Source organism: Scytonema hankhaensis NUACC26, from assembly GCF_045865695.1.
Lineage (GTDB): Bacteria > Cyanobacteriota > Cyanobacteriia > Cyanobacteriales > Nostocaceae > Scytonema.
The window spans coordinates 1-17,032 of the sequence record NZ_BAACAP010000129.1; the positions used below are offsets into that span (position 1 = coordinate 1).

The 17,032-nt window shown below is 41.6% G+C and carries 13 protein-coding genes, 1 tRNA gene and 1 pseudogene; 10 read left to right on the top strand and 5 right to left on the bottom strand.

Annotation, left to right across the window (positions count from 1 at the left end):
• The 5 genes from ACKTT2_RS07495 to ACKTT2_RS07515 all read left to right on the top strand — a co-directional run.
• On the top strand, positions 1-2,373 hold a 2,373-nt coding region (locus ACKTT2_RS07495; RefSeq protein ID WP_407885334.1), incomplete at its 5' end, for a non-ribosomal peptide synthetase.
• On the top strand, positions 2,357-3,670 hold the full coding sequence (locus tag ACKTT2_RS07500) for an MFS transporter (protein WP_407885335.1): 1,314 nt from the start codon (positions 2,357-2,359) through the stop codon (positions 3,668-3,670). The genes ACKTT2_RS07495 and ACKTT2_RS07500, both read left to right, overlap by 17 nt.
• 155 nt (positions 3,671-3,825) lie before the next feature.
• Complete coding sequence (locus tag ACKTT2_RS07505; protein ID WP_407885336.1) at positions 3,826-4,503, top strand: hypothetical protein; 678 nt, start codon at positions 3,826-3,828, stop codon at positions 4,501-4,503.
• A gap of 164 nt (positions 4,504-4,667) precedes the next feature.
• Positions 4,668-8,387, top strand: a complete 3,720-nt coding sequence (locus tag ACKTT2_RS07510) for a non-ribosomal peptide synthetase family protein (RefSeq protein ID WP_407885337.1) — start codon at positions 4,668-4,670, stop codon at positions 8,385-8,387.
• An 83-nt stretch (positions 8,388-8,470) separates the two neighbouring features.
• Complete coding sequence (locus ACKTT2_RS07515; protein ID WP_407885338.1) at positions 8,471-9,439, top strand: aldo/keto reductase; 969 nt, start codon at positions 8,471-8,473, stop codon at positions 9,437-9,439.
• Between the two features lie 98 nt (positions 9,440-9,537).
• Here ACKTT2_RS07515 and ACKTT2_RS07520 read toward each other — a convergent pair.
• From ACKTT2_RS07520 to uvrB, 4 genes and pseudogenes are all read right to left on the bottom strand, one after another.
• A pseudogene (locus tag ACKTT2_RS07520) lies at positions 9,538-9,876 on the bottom strand (GMC family oxidoreductase); the annotation flags it as partial.
• A gap of 24 nt (positions 9,877-9,900) precedes the next feature.
• On the bottom strand, positions 9,901-10,332 hold the full coding sequence (locus tag ACKTT2_RS07525) for a hypothetical protein (RefSeq protein ID WP_407885339.1): 432 nt from the start codon (positions 10,330-10,332) through the stop codon (positions 9,901-9,903).
• 423 nt (positions 10,333-10,755) lie between these two features.
• A complete protein-coding gene (locus ACKTT2_RS07530; protein WP_407885340.1) occupies positions 10,756-11,379 on the bottom strand; it encodes a Uma2 family endonuclease in 624 nt (207 codons plus the stop codon).
• A gap of 20 nt (positions 11,380-11,399) precedes the next feature.
• Positions 11,400-13,397 (bottom strand): excinuclease ABC subunit UvrB, encoded by a 1,998-nt coding sequence (uvrB, locus tag ACKTT2_RS07535; RefSeq protein ID WP_407885341.1) that lies wholly within the window; start codon positions 13,395-13,397, stop codon positions 11,400-11,402.
• Positions 13,398-13,737: 340 nt separating this feature from the next.
• Here uvrB and ACKTT2_RS07540 point away from each other — a divergent pair, with 340 nt between their 5' ends.
• The 4 genes from ACKTT2_RS07540 to ACKTT2_RS07555 all read left to right on the top strand — a co-directional run bounded on the left by ACKTT2_RS07540 (position 13,738) and on the right by ACKTT2_RS07555 (position 16,299).
• Positions 13,738-14,094 (top strand): hypothetical protein, encoded by a 357-nt coding sequence (locus tag ACKTT2_RS07540; protein ID WP_407885342.1) that lies wholly within the window; start codon positions 13,738-13,740, stop codon positions 14,092-14,094.
• 353 nt (positions 14,095-14,447) lie between these two features.
• Complete coding sequence (locus ACKTT2_RS07545) at positions 14,448-14,630, top strand: CsbD family protein (protein WP_407885343.1); 183 nt, start codon at positions 14,448-14,450, stop codon at positions 14,628-14,630.
• Between the two features lie 613 nt (positions 14,631-15,243).
• Positions 15,244-15,684 carry a hypothetical protein gene (locus ACKTT2_RS07550; RefSeq protein ID WP_407885344.1) on the top strand — a complete coding sequence of 147 codons (441 nt, stop codon included), beginning with the start codon at positions 15,244-15,246 and terminating at the stop codon, positions 15,682-15,684.
• Positions 15,685-15,774: 90 nt separating this feature from the next.
• Positions 15,775-16,299: a hypothetical protein gene (locus ACKTT2_RS07555; RefSeq protein ID WP_407885345.1), complete on the top strand. Its 525-nt coding sequence runs from the start codon at positions 15,775-15,777 to the stop codon at positions 16,297-16,299.
• Between the two features lie 45 nt (positions 16,300-16,344).
• On the opposite strand, the gene moaC is transcribed toward ACKTT2_RS07555, so the two are convergent.
• Positions 16,345-16,848: a cyclic pyranopterin monophosphate synthase MoaC gene (moaC, locus tag ACKTT2_RS07560; protein ID WP_407885346.1), complete on the bottom strand. Its 504-nt coding sequence runs from the start codon at positions 16,846-16,848 to the stop codon at positions 16,345-16,347.
• Positions 16,849-16,885: 37 nt separating this feature from the next.
• Here moaC and ACKTT2_RS07565 point away from each other — a divergent pair.
• Positions 16,886-16,959, top strand: a tRNA-Arg gene (locus ACKTT2_RS07565).
• The last annotated feature ends 73 nt before the right edge of the window (positions 16,960-17,032 follow it).

Consider the following 17,032-nt stretch of genomic DNA (forward strand, 5'->3'; position numbering starts at 1 on the left):
GGTGCTTATGTACCTCTTGACCCCAATTATCCTCAAGAACGCCTCAGTTATATGTTGAGTGATTCCGGTGTGGAGGTCTTGTTGACGCAAGAAAACTTGTTGTCATCCCTGCCGTCTCATGCTGCACGGGTGGTGTGTTTGGACACAGACTGGAAGGTAATTGAACCACACACTCAGGAGAATTTGGTAACTGGTGTAAGTGCAGCAAATTTGGCTTATGTCATCTATACTTCTGGCTCTACGGGTCAACCTAAGGGTGTTCTAATTTGCCACTATAATGTAGTCAATTTCCTACATTCAATGAGTCATCTTCCCGGGCTAACTCAAAAAGATACATTCAATGCAGTCACCACTTTTTCCTTTGATATTGCAGCCCTTGAACTTTATCTGCCATTAGTAGTAGGAGCAAAAGTTACTGTAGCCTCCCGTGAAATTGCTACTAATGCGGATTGGTTGATATCTGAGTTGTTCGAGTCGAAGACAACCGTTATGCAAGCCACTCCAGCTACTTGGCAAATGCTACTAGCTGGTGGGTGGTCTTCTAACTATCCCCTGAAAATCTTGTGTGGTGGTGAAGCATTATCTGCTCAACTAGCTCATCAAATTTTAGAAACTGGTAGTGAATTGTGGAATCTTTATGGTCCAACAGAAGCAACTATCTGGTCTACACTTTACCAAGTAGAAGCAAAGAAAGAAGATGCACTTTCTTCCATAGGCCGACCAATAGCCAACACCCAAATCTACATTCTAGACCAACACCTCAACCCAGTCCCCATCGGAGTACCTGGGGAATTATACATTGGAGGAGATGGTTTAGCTAGGGGTTACCTCAACCGTCCTGAGTTGACAGCAGAAAAATTCATCTCAAATCCCTTCGCTAATTCCAAATCAGAGCGCCTTTATAAAACCGGCGACCTAGCTAGCTACTTGAGTGATGGTAACATCAAATTCCTCGGTCGGAGCGATAACCAAGTCAAGATTCGCGGCTTCCGTGTCGAACTGGGAGAAATTGAAGCAATCCTCAACACCTACTCTCAGATTAAACAAACTGTTGTCGTTGCAATGGAAGATATTTCTGGAAATAAATGCTTAGTTGCTTATGTAGTGAGTGAGTCGGAAACCCTTAGTACTCATCAACTACGAGAATTCCTCCAACAGCAGATCCCCACTTACATGGTGCCCTCTGCCTTCGTTATTCTCGACACCCTCCCTTTAACTTCTAACGGCAAAATAGACAGACTCGCTCTCCCTACACCTTCTGGGCATTTCAGCCAGCAAAAAACGTTAATTCTACCCCGAAATATTACAGAACTAAAATTAGCTCAAATTTGGTCAGATATTCTCAATGTCAATCCCATTGGCGTCACAAACAACTTCTTTGAATTGGGTGGTCATTCCCTTCTTGCTGTTGTTTTAATGTCAAAAATCAAACAACAATTTCAAAGAGATTTACCACTAGCAACATTGTTTCAAAGTCCAACTATCGAACAGTTAGCAACTCTGCTTCGTTCTAGTACAGATTCTTTACCTTGGTCTACCCTGGTTCCCTTCAAATCTAACGGCAATCGACCACCTCTATTCTGTGTTCATCCTGCTGGAGGAACTGTTTTTTGCTATCAGCATTTAGCTTATTATCTAAGCTCAGAACAACCATTTTATGGCATACAATCTGTTAATGTTAATCCCAAAAACGAACCTCATACTAGCATTGAAAAAATGGCAATTCACTACATCCAGGAGTTAAAATATGTTCAACCTCATGGCCCTTATTTTCTATCAGGTTGGTCTTTGGGAGGGTTAATAGCTTTTGAGATGGCTCAGCAACTTGTCCACCAAGGTGAACAGATAGCTTTCTTAGGTCTACTAGATAGCGATCCTTCTTCTTTTTCCACAAATCGAGAACTACAACCAGAAGACAATGCTGCTCTATTAGTAGACTTATTAGAAGAAGATTTGGATCTCTGTTTAGAAGAACTACAGCAATTAGCACCAGACGACAGACTTATTTATGTGATGGAACAGGCAAAGCAGAAAAATCTAGTTCCAAAAGATTTTGATTTAGCTCAAGCTCGCCATCTTCTGACGATTTACAAGCTTGAATCTCAAGCCAGAGAAAATTACCAACCACAATATTACTCAGGTTCAATTGTTCTATTCAAAGCCAGTGAGAAGAATAAATACCTTGAGAATTATATCGATATTGAATTTTTCTGGAATCAACTAGTGGAACAGGTCGAAACTTATTTGATGCCAGGTAATCATGAAAACATGGTTGAACCACCTCATGTCCAAATCCTAGCTCAACAAATCCAAAAATCTCTTGACCAAGCACAGAAACATCAATTAGAAACATCAAATGCTGAAACCACTTAGAATTGAAAGTATGTCGATTTTTGTTATCGTCTGGCTGGGTCAGCTACTCTCCACTTTAGGTTCCAGACTCAGTAATTTTGCCATTGATATTTGGGTTTATCAGCGGAATGGTTCAGTTACTGAGCTATCCTTTCTGATTTTTTTCACTACTTTCCCCCTGATAATAATTTCTCCCTTAGCGGGTGTGTTAGTAGATCGTTGGAACCGTCGTTGGGTGATGATTATCAGCGATACAGGTACGGCGTTAAGTACCTTGACTATAGCCTTATTACTAATTAACGGACAAATACAAATCTGGCACATCTGTCTAGCAACTGCTATAAGTTCCAGCTTCAGTGCCTTTCAAGGTCCCGCTTATAGTGCCGCCATCACCTTGCTTGTCCCTAAAAAATATTTAGGTCGAGCTGCTGGTATGACTGAGTTTGCACCAGCCATTGGACAACTCCTTTCTCCTGTGCTGGGTGGTATATTGCTGGAAGTTATACAACTATCGGGAATTATTACCCTGGACTTAAGCAGTTTTGCATTTTCCGTAATTACTCTGTTCCTAGTCCGTTTTCCTCACCACCAAGCCACAGAAAGACAGGAAACCAATAAACCTTCACTGCTCAGAGAAGCCGTTGATAGTTTCCATTATCTAACCGCTCGTTCTGGACTGATGGCTATATTATTTTTTTTTGCTAGTAACAATTTTATGGTTGGAATTCTTCAAATACTCGCCTATCCTCTAATACTTTCTTTTGCTTCCCCTTTTCAACTTGGCATCATCCTATTCGTTGGTGGTGTGGGCATGGTCATAGGCAGCATCCTGATGGCTAGTTGGGGCAATGAACGGCAAGACTATATCAAGATCCTATTATGCTTTATGTTGCTCAATGGATTTTCCCTAATAATTGCAGGTTTCTCTCCTTCCATTATCCTATTTAGCGTAGCTGCTTTTCTGTTTTTTCTTTGCTCCCCTTTTATCAACGGTTCAGTTCAAGTGATTTTTCAAAAAAAAATCCCTCCAAACATACAGGGAAAAGTTTTCTCCTTTACTGGTGCTATCTGTTGTTCCTGTTTTCCTCTAGCTTATCTAATTGCTGGTCCCCTAGCCGATCGGATATTTGAACCTCTAATGACAACCAATGGACTCCTAGCTGGAACTATCGGAAAATTGATTGGTACTGGGCCTGGTCGAGGCATTGGTTTTATCTTTATTATTTCAGGTACATTAACTATGTTATTAACTATTATTGCCTATCAGTATTCTCCCTTAAGGTTAGTAGAAGATGAATTGCCTGATGCCTATGATTGAATGGAGACAAGTTTTGGTTATTGAAAAAGTGAGCATCCATCTCTCGAAGTTGTCGAAGAAATTGCTCAGACTTGGAAAGAATTAGAACAAATCTCAGTTGACGAAGCAAAAAAAAATGCTCTTAAGATAAAAAATTAATATTGGAGGATAAGAAAATGAATCAAAATCAAGAAGTTTCAGAAATTTTCAAGTCAGACAAGTATATCGTTTTAAAATCATTTTTGACCGATCCTTTGTTAACAGTTTCATACAAGTACGCGCTTATGAAAAAAAGTGTTGGTCAGACTAGAATAGAGATCGGTTCATCTTTTCCAAGAACACCAAAACTTTATTATGATTTGCTCATGGAAACGCTCCTTGAAGAGTTGCGTCCCAAAATAGAACTAGTCACAGGTTTAAAACTGTATCCTACCTATACATACGGTCGAATCTACAAGAAAGGCGATTTCTTAAAGAGACACAAAGATAGATCTGCTTGTGAAGTCAGCGTGACCTTGACATTAGGTTCGGATGGTAGCACCAAGTGGCCGATTTGTGTGAACGGACCGAAAGGTGACTCGAAAATTTACCTCAATCCTGGTGATGCTTTGGTATATAGAGGCTGTGAAGTAGAACACTGGAGAGAATCATTTGACGGTGAACACCAAGTCCAGATATTTCTGCATTACGTAGAGCAGAACGGACCTAACGCTGAATGGCGGTTTGACAAAAGATCGCAGCTTGGTACAAACAAGCCAGTGAGATTCATGGATGTAGTGTATTATTTTGTCATGCTATGTCGGGAGGGAGTGTATCAAGTTAAGCGCCTTGGGATTTTCAGAAAAGTAAATTGAACCCATTCGATAAGACTACTTAGCTGCTTTTCTGTTTGTTTGCGCTCCTTAACTCACAGATTGCACCAATAAAAATTGATGTTACTTGGTCACTCAGGATTAAACCCAAAGTCTTTTTTTCAGCCAGAAACGCCAATAAAAATTATGTTGACTCGGAGTTGATTATGAAATTGACAAGTTTTGCTCCTGGAATTGTTGTCAGTTCCGATGATTCAACTGTTCAAGTAACTACTACCTGTAACTGGTGTAGTGTGCAAGCCGTTGTTTGTGAAAATATTAGTGCATTTGCAGAAGTTTTTGGAGTAAGTGAGGATAGTGATGGTGAGGCGATTTGCTTGGCTGTCACCACTTGCGTTTTATCCCGCTATGTTGAACGTGCGGAAATACATTTGAAACTTGCCACGATAGGAACCGATGGGGCAACTGATACCCAATCGGTGAAACTCTATCTTGCGAAAGAGCAAGATTTCGCTACTGTGCTTGGTCAAGCACGCTCGGTCTTGACTATAGGTACTACTAAGATACTTGAAACTGAAAACGAATCGGGAGCAACAGATGCTGGGTTTGAGTTTGTGACAACGGATGTCATTGAACCAGCTAAAAGCAATATCCCACAAATACTGTTCCGCTTTGTTGTGGTCAATTCCCAAGTCACTCTGAAATTGTACTTCCATGTTGAAGTTTTTGCTAAGGAAGCAATGGAGCATCTGGTGGGCTGCGTGGGTCAGATTTTTGCTAACCTGGTAGCATCCTCTTCTAATGTCGTCGGTGAAATCAATATTGTCGCACTAGAGGCACGGCGTCGCCTCCTAGTCGATTGGAACGGTCGTAGTGTAGCCTATCCAAAAGATCGCACCATTCTGCAACTGTTTGAGAACCAAGCAGAAGCTACACCGAATCGAATTGGGGTTACTTTTGAGAATACAACACTGAGCTATCGTTCGCTAAACAGTAAGGCAAACGAGTTAGCCATTCAATTACAAGAAGCAGGTATTCGCAAGGGTGATTTAATCCCATTGGTGATGAATAACTGTCTCGAATTGCCAATAGCAGTTATCGCACTAATGAAACTTGGATCTGTTTTTATACCAATAGATCTGAGTTGGTCTACGGAACGTATTTGCCTACTGATTGACAGCGTAGATCCAAAATTGGTGATTCACTCGGAGTCAGATCCAGTGTTTAACCAGCTGAACGTGCCGACTTTTACTGTTGCACAAGCCGATTTATCTGAGCGCGACGACAATAACCACGGTGTACAAATCGGTATGGAGGATTTGATTTATGGCTTTTTCACTTCTGGCTCTACTGGAATACCCAAATGTACCTTAAATATTCATCTTGGCTTACTCAATCGCTTTATGTATATGAGCCGTCGTTATCAAAGTAATGGTCGCGACGTAGTACTACAAAACAGCAAGCATGTGTTCGACTCCTCGATTTGGCAAATGCTTTGGCCACTGACTAACGGTAGTCAAGTAGTTATTCCACCTCCCAAGCGACTCTTGGATCTATCCCAGACCATTGAGATTATTGCTGCCAATAAAATTACTATGACGGATTTCGTGCCATCGATTTTCAACGCCATGGTTAATTTATTAAGAGCCGAACCTACTTTAGCACAGAAGTTGCGATCGCTGCGCCAGCTCTTGATAGGTGGTGAAGAGATTAGCCCGAAGGCAGTGCGGAGATTCAAGGAAATACTACCGCATATCGGCATTACCAATACCTTTGGACCAACTGAAGCTTCGATTGGCACGATCTTCCACGAGGTCACTAAGGCTGATAGTCAGTCGATTCCAATTGGGCGAGCAATTGACAATACTTATGTAGCAGTTTTAGATGAGTACATGAACCTGACACCGCCAGGGGCTGTCGGTGAGATATACATTGGTGGTGACTGTCTCGGGGTAGGCTATCTAAAGGACTCAGAGAAGACTGCAGCAGCATTTGTCAGCAACCATTTTCCAGAAATCCCAGGAGAGAAATTGTATCGTACTGGTGACCTTGCTTACTACTGTCCCGATGGTATGCTTCACTTTGTTGGTCGCAAAGACTTTCAAGTAAAGATTGGTGGTATCCGTATCGAATTGACCGAAATCGAGTCCGTACTGGGTCATCACCCACAAGTGCGCGAGAGTAAAGTCCTAGTGCATGGCGACACTGAACACAAGATGCTGGTGGCTTTCGTAGTAGCGGAGGGAAACCTAGATACAGCCACTTTGCGTCGGCACGTTGAGCAACTGTTGCCAAAGTACTCAGTACCAAAGAAATTCTTTTTACTACAAGCAATGCCACTTAACCATAACGGTAAGATCGATCGCAAAGCGTTAGCCGACATGATGAGCAAAATAGGTAGCAACCGCACATCGCTCCAGGATGAAATCGTTTCACCTCAAGAGTATATGATTCGTTCAGTTTGGTTGCAGGTACTCAAATTTGACTTTGTTGGTATTAATGACGATTTCTTCACCTGTGGTGGTGACTCGCTACTAGCGCTAAATCTTAGTTTAGCTATGGAAAAACAGCTTCGTGTCAAGCTGTCAGTGCAGGACGTGTTCGTACATCCAACTATACGTGACCAAGCAGTGCTGCTCTCTGGTAGGAATAATAAGTCCAGCCAACTTGGGGTTAATCAGAAGGCAGCGACCATAGCTGCCGAGGTGGTATGCAATTCCGAAACGGTACTAAATTCTTTGTGCATTGCGACCTCGCCAAACAAACAGCATCCCCCAAAAAACGTGTTTCTCACAGGCGGTACGGGTTTTATCGGTGCACAGTTGCTTTACGACTTGTTGATTACGAGTGACGTAAAAGTTTTCTGTTTAGTGCGGGATGGCGACAAAGCAATTGCCTACGAGCACCTGTGTGACAACCTGAGGCACTACAATCTGTGGCAAGATAGTTTTGCGCCGCGCATCATTCCAGTTATTGGCGATCTAAGTAAATTAGAGTTATCTCTGATACCAGAGCACTTCGAGCGACTTGCCAATACTATCGACACGATAATACACAATGGTGCTATGGTAAACTTCTTGCATGATTACTCTCATCATCGTAATACCAATGTACTTGGTACAGTGGAGATTTTGAAGCTGGCTATGACTGGTAAGCGCAAACAGGTTCATTACATCTCCACCTTGAGCGTGTTTCCAATTAGCAAATTTGCATTTAATAAGATAAAGGAGGAAACAGAACCTTTTGATACAGCTATTCCAAACAGTGGCTACAATCAGTCTAAGTGGGTGGCGGAAAAGATAGTCTGGCAAGCGCACAAACATGGAATACCCCTTACTATCTATAGACTAGGAGAGGTGATGCCAAGTTCTTGCACTGGAATTCCCAACTTTAAAGCGCTGTCTGATACTTTGATCCGAGGTTGTCTCAAGCTTGGTCTGCGTTTTCCCAGTCCAATTCGCCTAGATTATACACCAGTCGATTATGTTAGTCGCTTCATCGTCACTTTGGTCAACGATTATGAGGTGAGCCACGGCTGCTTTCATGTATTCCAGCCACAAGGAATTCTCTTAGACAATCTCCTAGAAAGTTTCTGTCAATCACAATTCAAGCTGCGAAAAGTTTCCTACAGCGAGTTTTGGGCATCTCTACGTAAGATGTGCGTTCAAGAATCGGTAGATAAAGACCTCATGCTGTTACTAACTTTGTTGCCGGAACCAACCGAAGAGGATTCAGAATGTAGTGCCAAATTAACTAGTCTATTCACCGACAACACACTCTACTTTTCTTGTGCCAGAACGCAGGCTTTGCTGCACCAATGGGGGAGCCATTGGAACTCAGTTGAGGCAGGTATTTTTGATACTTATGCAAAGTATCATCATACCAAACTTTCTAAAATCATGATTGAATCAAGAAGAAAATTTTAAATGGTAGGCGACATGAAGTGGTATTCGGTCATCAACCATATCAATCAAAATCATCTGCGAGGGTAAAAATGCTGTATAGGAGAATGGGTAGACTAGGCTGGAAAGTTAGTGAAATTGGTTATGGTATGTGGGGCATCGGCGGTGGTGAAGGTGGTTGGACCGGATCGGATGACACCTCTGGCATAGAGAGTTTACAGGAGGCAGTTAACCTCGGCTGCAACCTCTTCGACACAGCCTGGATTTATGGTCGAGGCCACAGTGAACAACTCTTCAGCGAGCTGATTCGTCGCAATTCTGACAAGAAACTTTATATTGCCACAAAAATTCCACCAAAGGATCGGAAATGGCCATCAACACGGGAATCACGGCTAGAAGACGTATTTCCAAACGATCATATTCGCGAGTATACGGAAAAGAGCCTACACAATCTGGGTACATCCTCTATCGATCTGATGCACTTCCACGTTTGGGAAGATGCTTGGACTCATGATTCATCTTGGCAAAAAGCGATTGACGATCTGAAATCGCAAGGGCTGATCAAATCACTTGGCATCAGCATCAACCGCTGGGAGCCGTGGAACGCGATCAAAGCGCTCCGTACTGGCTTGATCGATGTAATACAGGTCGTCTATAATATTTTTGACCAAGCACCAGAGGACGAGTTGTTCCGGGTATGCCAAGAAATGGATATCGGTGTAATCGCACGTGTGCCGTTTGACGAAGGGACACTTACTGGCACTTTAACTAAGGACACTAAATGGCCAGAAGGAGATTGGCGCAATTCGTACTTCGTACCGGAAAACCTGAATGAAAGTGTCGATCGCACTGAAGAATTAAAGAAGATTGTGCCACAAGGCTGGAGCCTACCGGAGCTTGCACTGCGCTTCATTCTGGATAACCCAACTGTAAGCACGGTTATCCCAGGTATGCGCCGTATTGAACATGTACGTGCTAACATCGCCGTCAGCGACGGCACAAGGCTGCCTGCGGAACTCAAGACGGAACTGCGTCGGTATCGTTGGGACAGGGAGCCGACAGAATGGTCACAATAAAACGAATGACGATTGCAGCAGAAAAACTGTTCTAACTACCAATACCTTTGCCAGTACGGGTGAGGACGTCCGTACCACAAGATTGGATAATTTATTTTTTACGAGAAAAGAGTTTTCACTCGATCTGCCAATCTAACTGCTAAAGCAACAATAGTCAGCGTGGGATTAACATAACCACCTGTGGGAAAAACGGAGCTACCTGCTATAAATAAATTAGAAACATTATGAACTTGGCAATTTTCATCAACAACACCTTGCTTGGGGTTGAGATGCATGCGGGTCGTTCCCATATTATGATGCGTACTTATTGTTACATTTCCCTCTAATGGTTGAATTTGTAACTCACCCAATCCAGAATTGGCAAATTCTTCTGCAAAAATCTTTTGTGTTCTTCTAATACTGTCAGTGTTTATGTCGTCCCAGTGAAAAGTTAATCGCGGTAAAGGAGAACCTAGTTTATCTTAAGCAAACTTTCCTAATTTACAAACAGTCTGTGCTCTTTCGTAATATGGGTTTAGGTGAGATTTACTAAAAGGCCAACCACTATAAGGAACCCAATCTCGTTTTTCAAAATCTATCTCATCTAACGGTACGTCTCTCAAACCAATTTGCTGAGCATTTATTTCAATAGTCCATAAATTAGCTTGTCCACCATACTGTCGGTAACGTAGATCTTTTAAACCTAGAAAAGGAGGATAGCCAATATTTTCACAGTCACTTAGCGATTGCGTTTTCCGATTAAAGTCAAGCTCCCCACTTTCTAACAAACAGACTCGAAACTTCTGACCAATAAATTCTCTTGCTAATGTAATCCCTGCTGGTCCCGCACCAACAATGCAAACTTCGGTTTCAATAACTTTATCTCTAACTACTTTATGGCTATCAACCAGCATTTATTTTTCCCGATAATTCATTAGCAATAGTAAAATTATTGATATAGACAGCGTAAATTAAGCGTCCAATTCTCTATTGAGATTGCCATTTGCCTTTTCTTTTTACCCATGACAAACGACGACTCAAAAGAGCCTTACACAACTCCAAGTTCGCTGCCAAGCTTTGCACGTACCGATTGATTCAAAATGCACCCTCAGAGAACAATCAGCGAGTTTTCAGCAAAACCTAGCATTTATTTTTCAGTAAATTTTCGATTTCTATATATCAAATTACACTGTCTAAGTCACAAAACAATGTATTTTTTATGTCAAAAATGTGACGAATCAATTAAGTAAATAACCTACTGGTTGTACTCGTAAAGGCGCAAGCTCGCCGCGCCCCTACGACTCATGTATATGTGTCATGCATTTCGTAACTTGGCATTACGGACTATTTCCGGCTTGAAAAATTTGCTCGGCAGTTAGAATAAGCTCTGGAAATGTTGGAGATTGGATGCGTTCGCTACCCCGAAACTTGCGGATGCGATACTCACCTTCATCTAGAGTACAAACTAAGATAGTCGGTTGTTTGGGTTTACCAAGAAACTCCCGACTTCCTAATGCAGCATAATCAACAATCCAGTATTCAGGTATTCCCATTTCTTCATAGTCCGCGTATTTTTTATGATAATCGTCACGCCAGTTAGTGCTCACTACCTCTACTACCAAAGGAATGGACTCAACCAAAGTGATTATCGATTGCTTTTTCCAAATTGGTTCGTTCGCTAAATTCGGTCGATTTAATACCAAAATATCTGGTGAGTAACTAGATTCATTTTGAGGAGGTTGAACGAAAACTGTTTTGGGAATAAAGTATGGAAGATTGAGCCGACTGTATTCTAATGACAATTTTGTAGCTACAAATCCAACAACTTCTTCATGTTCGCCAACTGGTAATGGCATTTCAACAATCGCTCCATTATGTAGTTCGTAACGGCGTTCTGAGTTTTCTGGATACCAGGCGGCAAATTCTTCAACAGTGACGGTTTTGGGTAAACTTTGAACCATATGCTTACTTTATAAAGTGACTACTGTCCTACTAATTTATCTCGCAGTTGCTTAATGCGATCGCGTAACTTAGCCGCTTCTTCAAACTCCAGTTTCTTTGCTGCTTCCTTCATTAATTCCTCTAGTTGAGTAATCACCTGTGGAATCTCTTCTAACGGTAAATCATCAGCATTTTGTTCAATTGTTTCTAACTCAGTTGCGTTCAAGCGTCTTGAAACTTCCAAAAAAGACAAAATTGCATTTTTCGATTTTTTCACAATTGGTTTGGGTGTAATACCGTGCTTTTCGTTATAAGCCATTTGGATAGCGCGACGCCTTTCAGTTTCCGAAATAGCTTTGCTCATGCTGTCAGTCAAATTATCAGCATATAAAATCGCTTGTCCTCGAATGTGACGTGCTGCTCTACCAATAGTTTGAATCAAAGAGCGTTCTGCACGCAAAAATCCTTCTTTGTCAGCATCCAATATTGCTACCAGAGAAACTTCCGGTAAATCTAAACCTTCTCGCAACAAGTTGACACCTACTAAGACATCAAAATTCCCATCACGCAAATCTTGTAAAATCTCAATTCGCTGAATGGAATTAATTTCTGAATGCAGATATCTTACCCGAACGCCATTATCTTCTAGATATTCGGTTAAATCTTCTGCCATGCGTTTAGTTAATGTTGTAATTAGCACTCGTTCGCTACGGTCAATTCTATCTCTAATCTCACCTAACAAATCATCAATTTGCCCTTCTGTAGGACGCACCATAATTTCTGGGTCAATCACTCCCGTTGGTCTGATAATCTGTTCCGCCACGTGAGAGTCAGAAACTTCCAACTCCCAATCTCCTGGAGTTGCAGAAACAAAAATACACTGGTCTACCTTTGTCCAAAATTCATCTGCTTTCAACGGACGGTTATCTGCAGCACTTGGAAGACGAAAGCCATGCTCGATTAACACTCGCTTTCGTGCTTGGTCGCCATTGTACATTCCGCGTATTTGCGGTACAGTAACGTGAGATTCGTCTATTACCAACAGCCAGTCTTTAGGAAAATAATCAATTAAACACTCCGGAGGTGCGCCTGCTTCTCGTCCTGCTAGATAACGGGAATAGTTTTCCACACCATTGCAGTAACCAACTTCCCGTAACATCTCCAAGTCATAACGAGTACGTTGGTCTATACGTTGCGCTTCTAGTAATTTTCCCGCTTCCTCTAATTGTGCTTTGCGCTCTTTAAGTTCGGCGGCGATCGCATTACACGCTTCATCTAGCCTTTCTTCTGGGGTGACAAAGTGACGTGCTGGGTAAATATTAACTGCTTCTACGCTCTTGAGAATTTCACCCGTCACTGGATCGACGTAACGAATTGCATCAATCTCATCGCCAAAAAATTCTACACGAATGATTCGGTCTTCATATGCTGGACCTATTTCTAAAACATCTCCCCGAACCCGAAAACGTCCGCGACCAATTTCTAGATCGTTACGACCGTATTGAACTGATACCAAGTCTTTCAGTATTTCCCGTTGATTAACTTCCATGCCTACTTGAAAAGGAATAGCAGCTTTTAGGTATTCTGAAGGAATTCCCAAACCGTAAATGCAACTAATGGAAGCAACAACAATGACATCGCGACGTTCAAAGAGCGATCGCGTTGCGGAGTGCCGCAACATATCTATTTCATCATTAATCGAAGCTGTCTTTTCTATATAAGTGTCAGTGACGGGAATATAAGCTTCCGGTTGGTAGTAATCGTAATAACTGATAAAATACTCGACGGCATTGTTGGGAAAGAATTCGCGCAACTCGTTACAAAGTTGTGCGGCAAGAGTTTTGTTGTGAGCTAAGACTAGGGCGGGTTTCCCTACTTTTTCAATCACGGACGCAATGGAAAAAGTTTTTCCTGTTCCCGTAGCTCCTAGTAAAGTTTGATACCTAACGCCAGAATTAACGCTCTTAATTAGTTGAGAAATGGCTTTTGGTTGATCGCCTGTTGGTTCAAAAGGAGCCTGAAGACAAAACTCTTTCATAAATCAATTTGGTATTGAAAGTACCCTATCCTATAGTAGCGATTGGCGATTGGGGACTAGGGACTGGGAAATTATTTCTTTCCCAATCCCCAATCGCCAGTCCCCAATCCCCTTTTACATAAATTAATAATATGTTTTAGTTATATGTTACTTTAAATAGATTTTTACATCCAGCAGCTTTATCAAGGTTAAACTCGGAATGTTAATGAAAACTTTGGAATTTCCTGAGTATTGTAAAATAAGTTAATAATTGCAGGTCATACAAGATAAATATTGACCCATCCCGATCGAGCAGTCAGTTCAAAATATACATCGTACCAAGCAAAAGGGGGAAACAATTGTGGAAGACAATCATCAAGGTCAGAGTGCTAACACAGAGCAAGTGGAAAAAAACGGTGATAAGCCGTTGCAATTAGAAACTCCAGGTAAACTAGAAGTCCGTGATACACTAGCGATTTCTGGCATACGTCCCGTGACTGCCAGTAATTTGCAAGTTGTAGAAACAAGAAATTTAATGGGCGTGCGTCCTGTTGGCGCACATACATTCGATATTGTTGATACTCTTAACCTATCTGGAGTTCGTCCAATTGGTTCTAGCGAACTAGTTGTTTCTCAAACTTACTCTGTTATGGGCAACCGTCCAGTAGCATCAAATGAAGTTGGTGATACTGAATCACTCATGGGTTTTCTTGATTAGACAAAGATAAGTAATATTACATATAATTTTTTGAACTCGGTTCTTTGTGAGACCGAGTTTTTTCATGAATTTTTGAGTTATAACAATCGATCCCCGCTAATAAGCTATATACCACAACTTACATTACTATAGTGCAATGTAAATTATGTTTTTTGAGGGAGCTACTTATTTCTTAACAATTTAGTATCTATAAAGGTATGAATAGTAATACATTACATTCTCCACCTTTTAGGATAGATAACTAATGTATCTTGTGACGGAAGGCTTTAAGAAAAAAGTTAAGTTAATTTGTAAGAGTAATCACGAAAAGTTTCAAAGTTATAAGAAGCTTTGAAAGAAACAAGGAGGACAATATGAGTTTAGAAGATCGCGCAAAAGCAACTGCTAAAAATGTTGAAGGAAAAGCTCAAGAAGCACTAGGAAATGTTACTGGAGATCCAGAAGATAAAGCTGAAGGTAAAGCAAAGCAAGCTGAAAGCGAAGTGCGTCAAGGTGTTGAAGACGTAAAAGATAACGTCAAGAAAAATATTGACTAGTACGCGATCGCATTGATTTTGAGGGTCTAGAAGATATTTTTAAATCCCTAACTTTCTAAATAAGTCGGGGACTAGACCCTCAAAAAGGTTTAGTTACTACAGGAATTTCATTTGGTTTTTGAACGAAATATTTATTGTTTTACCCCACCCTAACTCTTCCCTTGGAAAGGGGAGGGGACTAGAAATCTAATTTCTCCCCGTTCCAAAGGTCTACGGTGTACACACATCTTTCAAGATCCCCCTAAATCCCCCTTCAAAAGGGGACTTTCAAGATTTTCCCCCCTTTTTAAGGGGGGCTAGGGGGGATTGAAAATGCAAGAAAGCACTTTAGAAGACTTGTGTGTACACCGCAGGTTTCAAAGGGAGGGGACTAGAAATCTAATTTCTCCCCGTTCAAAGGGAAGGGAACTGACAGTCAAATCTCCCCCTGTTCAAAGGAGGGAACTGACAATCAAATCTCCCCCCTTACCAAGGGGGGACTAGGGGGGTAAAAGTACCTTCTTGGAAAGGAGAGAAAACACAATGATGTGCGATTCCTGTAAATTAAGGCGTATTACCTTTAAGAAAAAAATCAATATTACCAATTTTGAAAAGAAATTTGGAGGTAAGAAAGATGGGTTGGCTTCAACAGAGCCGTAAAATGTTAGTAGCTTCCGTTTTGATTTTAATCTTGACGATTACCACTGCTTGTGCGGGTGGTGCTGTAGCTAAGAACGATCGCACTACAAATGTGCCTACGATTGGTAGAAATGTTACCTACGGAGAATTAGAGCGAGGAAATACTCCAACTGGAGAAAGTTTTGGTAACTGGGTTGTCCAAGCATCGAAAGGATTAATTTCTGATGCTTATGTACGAGATAATAATAAGCTTGGTGTAGTGATTTCCTCTAAAGTTCCTGCTAATGAAGTGCGCTCGTTAGCAAAGTCTTTGGTTGAAGGTTTTCATAAGAACTTTCCAAAACAGGATTTAACAGTTCTTGTATTTGCACCAGACAAACAGCGAATTTTGACTGTTCAATACGACGTGCAAACGAATCAGATTCAGTATAGCTAGTGGTTAGTGGTTAGTGGTTAGTAGTTGATAGTTTCAAGAACGACTAACAAATAACAAACAACAACTAACAACAAACAAGGAGATTTCAGAATGAGTAGTAGCGAACAATATAGACGTCAAATCATGAAAGATTTGGCTCAAGGTGACGTTGAGTCACTTGATGAGACTTCCTCCTCTTCAGCAACAGAGTACGAAAATTTTGACGATTTTGCCCAAAGGACAACAGCAGACGAAAGACGTCAGTTGTTTGGTCGGTCTTTGCATCCAGACCGAATTCCTACTAATCAAATGGAACCCGAATTGCAAAAGGCAATTTCTCAAATAAAACCTAACGAACGCGATGATGTAGCCCATGCCTTTTTCAAGCACTTCAAACAAAGAGGGCTAGATGAAAAGCATTTGGAACAACAACTCGGTCTTTCAACTCACCATGCTGGTCGCATGAGTGCTGATGACGTGAGCAAACTAGCATCCTTCGCGTATCACAACCATCCCGATATTTTCCGCGAAGTTTTGGCAGAGCAACCTGGTATCATGAGGTTTTTAAGCAATCCTGTTGTAGGAGCTATTTTGGGGCTTGCAGCAGCTAAGTGGTTAGGCGATCGCCACCGATAAAAGTAGTTTGTTGGGTTGATGAAGGTGGGTAATTCCCACCTTTTCTTATTTCCTATTCCCTACTCCCCAATCTGATTTCCCTCCTGTTTTACTGACAAGCTGAATGGCTTCTATTTGAATTGATTTTTCTAAGGCTTTTGCCATGTCATAAAGGGTGAGAGCAGTAACAGAAACAGCTGTTAGCGCTTCCATTTCTACGCCTGTTTCTGCTTTAGTTTTGACAATCGCTTGAAGTTGATAGCCAGGAAGTTGGGGATCGGGTGTAACTTGCACTTCGATTTTGTGCAAAGGGAGAGGGTGGCATAGGGGGATCAATGAAGCCGTTTGTTTGGCTGCCATAATTCCTGCTAACCTTGCTGTACCCAATACGTCTCCTTTGGGAACGTTTCCTGCTTGAATGGCATTAAAGGTTTCTGCTAACATCTTGACTCTGCCAATGGCTATGGCTTCCCGGACTGTAGGCGCTTTATCAGACACATCTACCATTTGGGCTTGCCCGCGATCGTCTAAATGACTTAGGGCAGACAAATTTTCAGAATTTTCTTGCATTATTGGAAAAGTGTGTGTTAGTATTGAATTCTTGTAAGGGCGTGTAGCTCAGTGGACTAGAGCACGTGGCTACGGACCACGGTGTCGGGGGTTCGAATCCCTCCTCGCCCGTTAATTATTTATTTGACACTCCGCACTCCCGTGATATTTAGGTAGAGACGCGCTACGGCGCGTCTTTGTTATT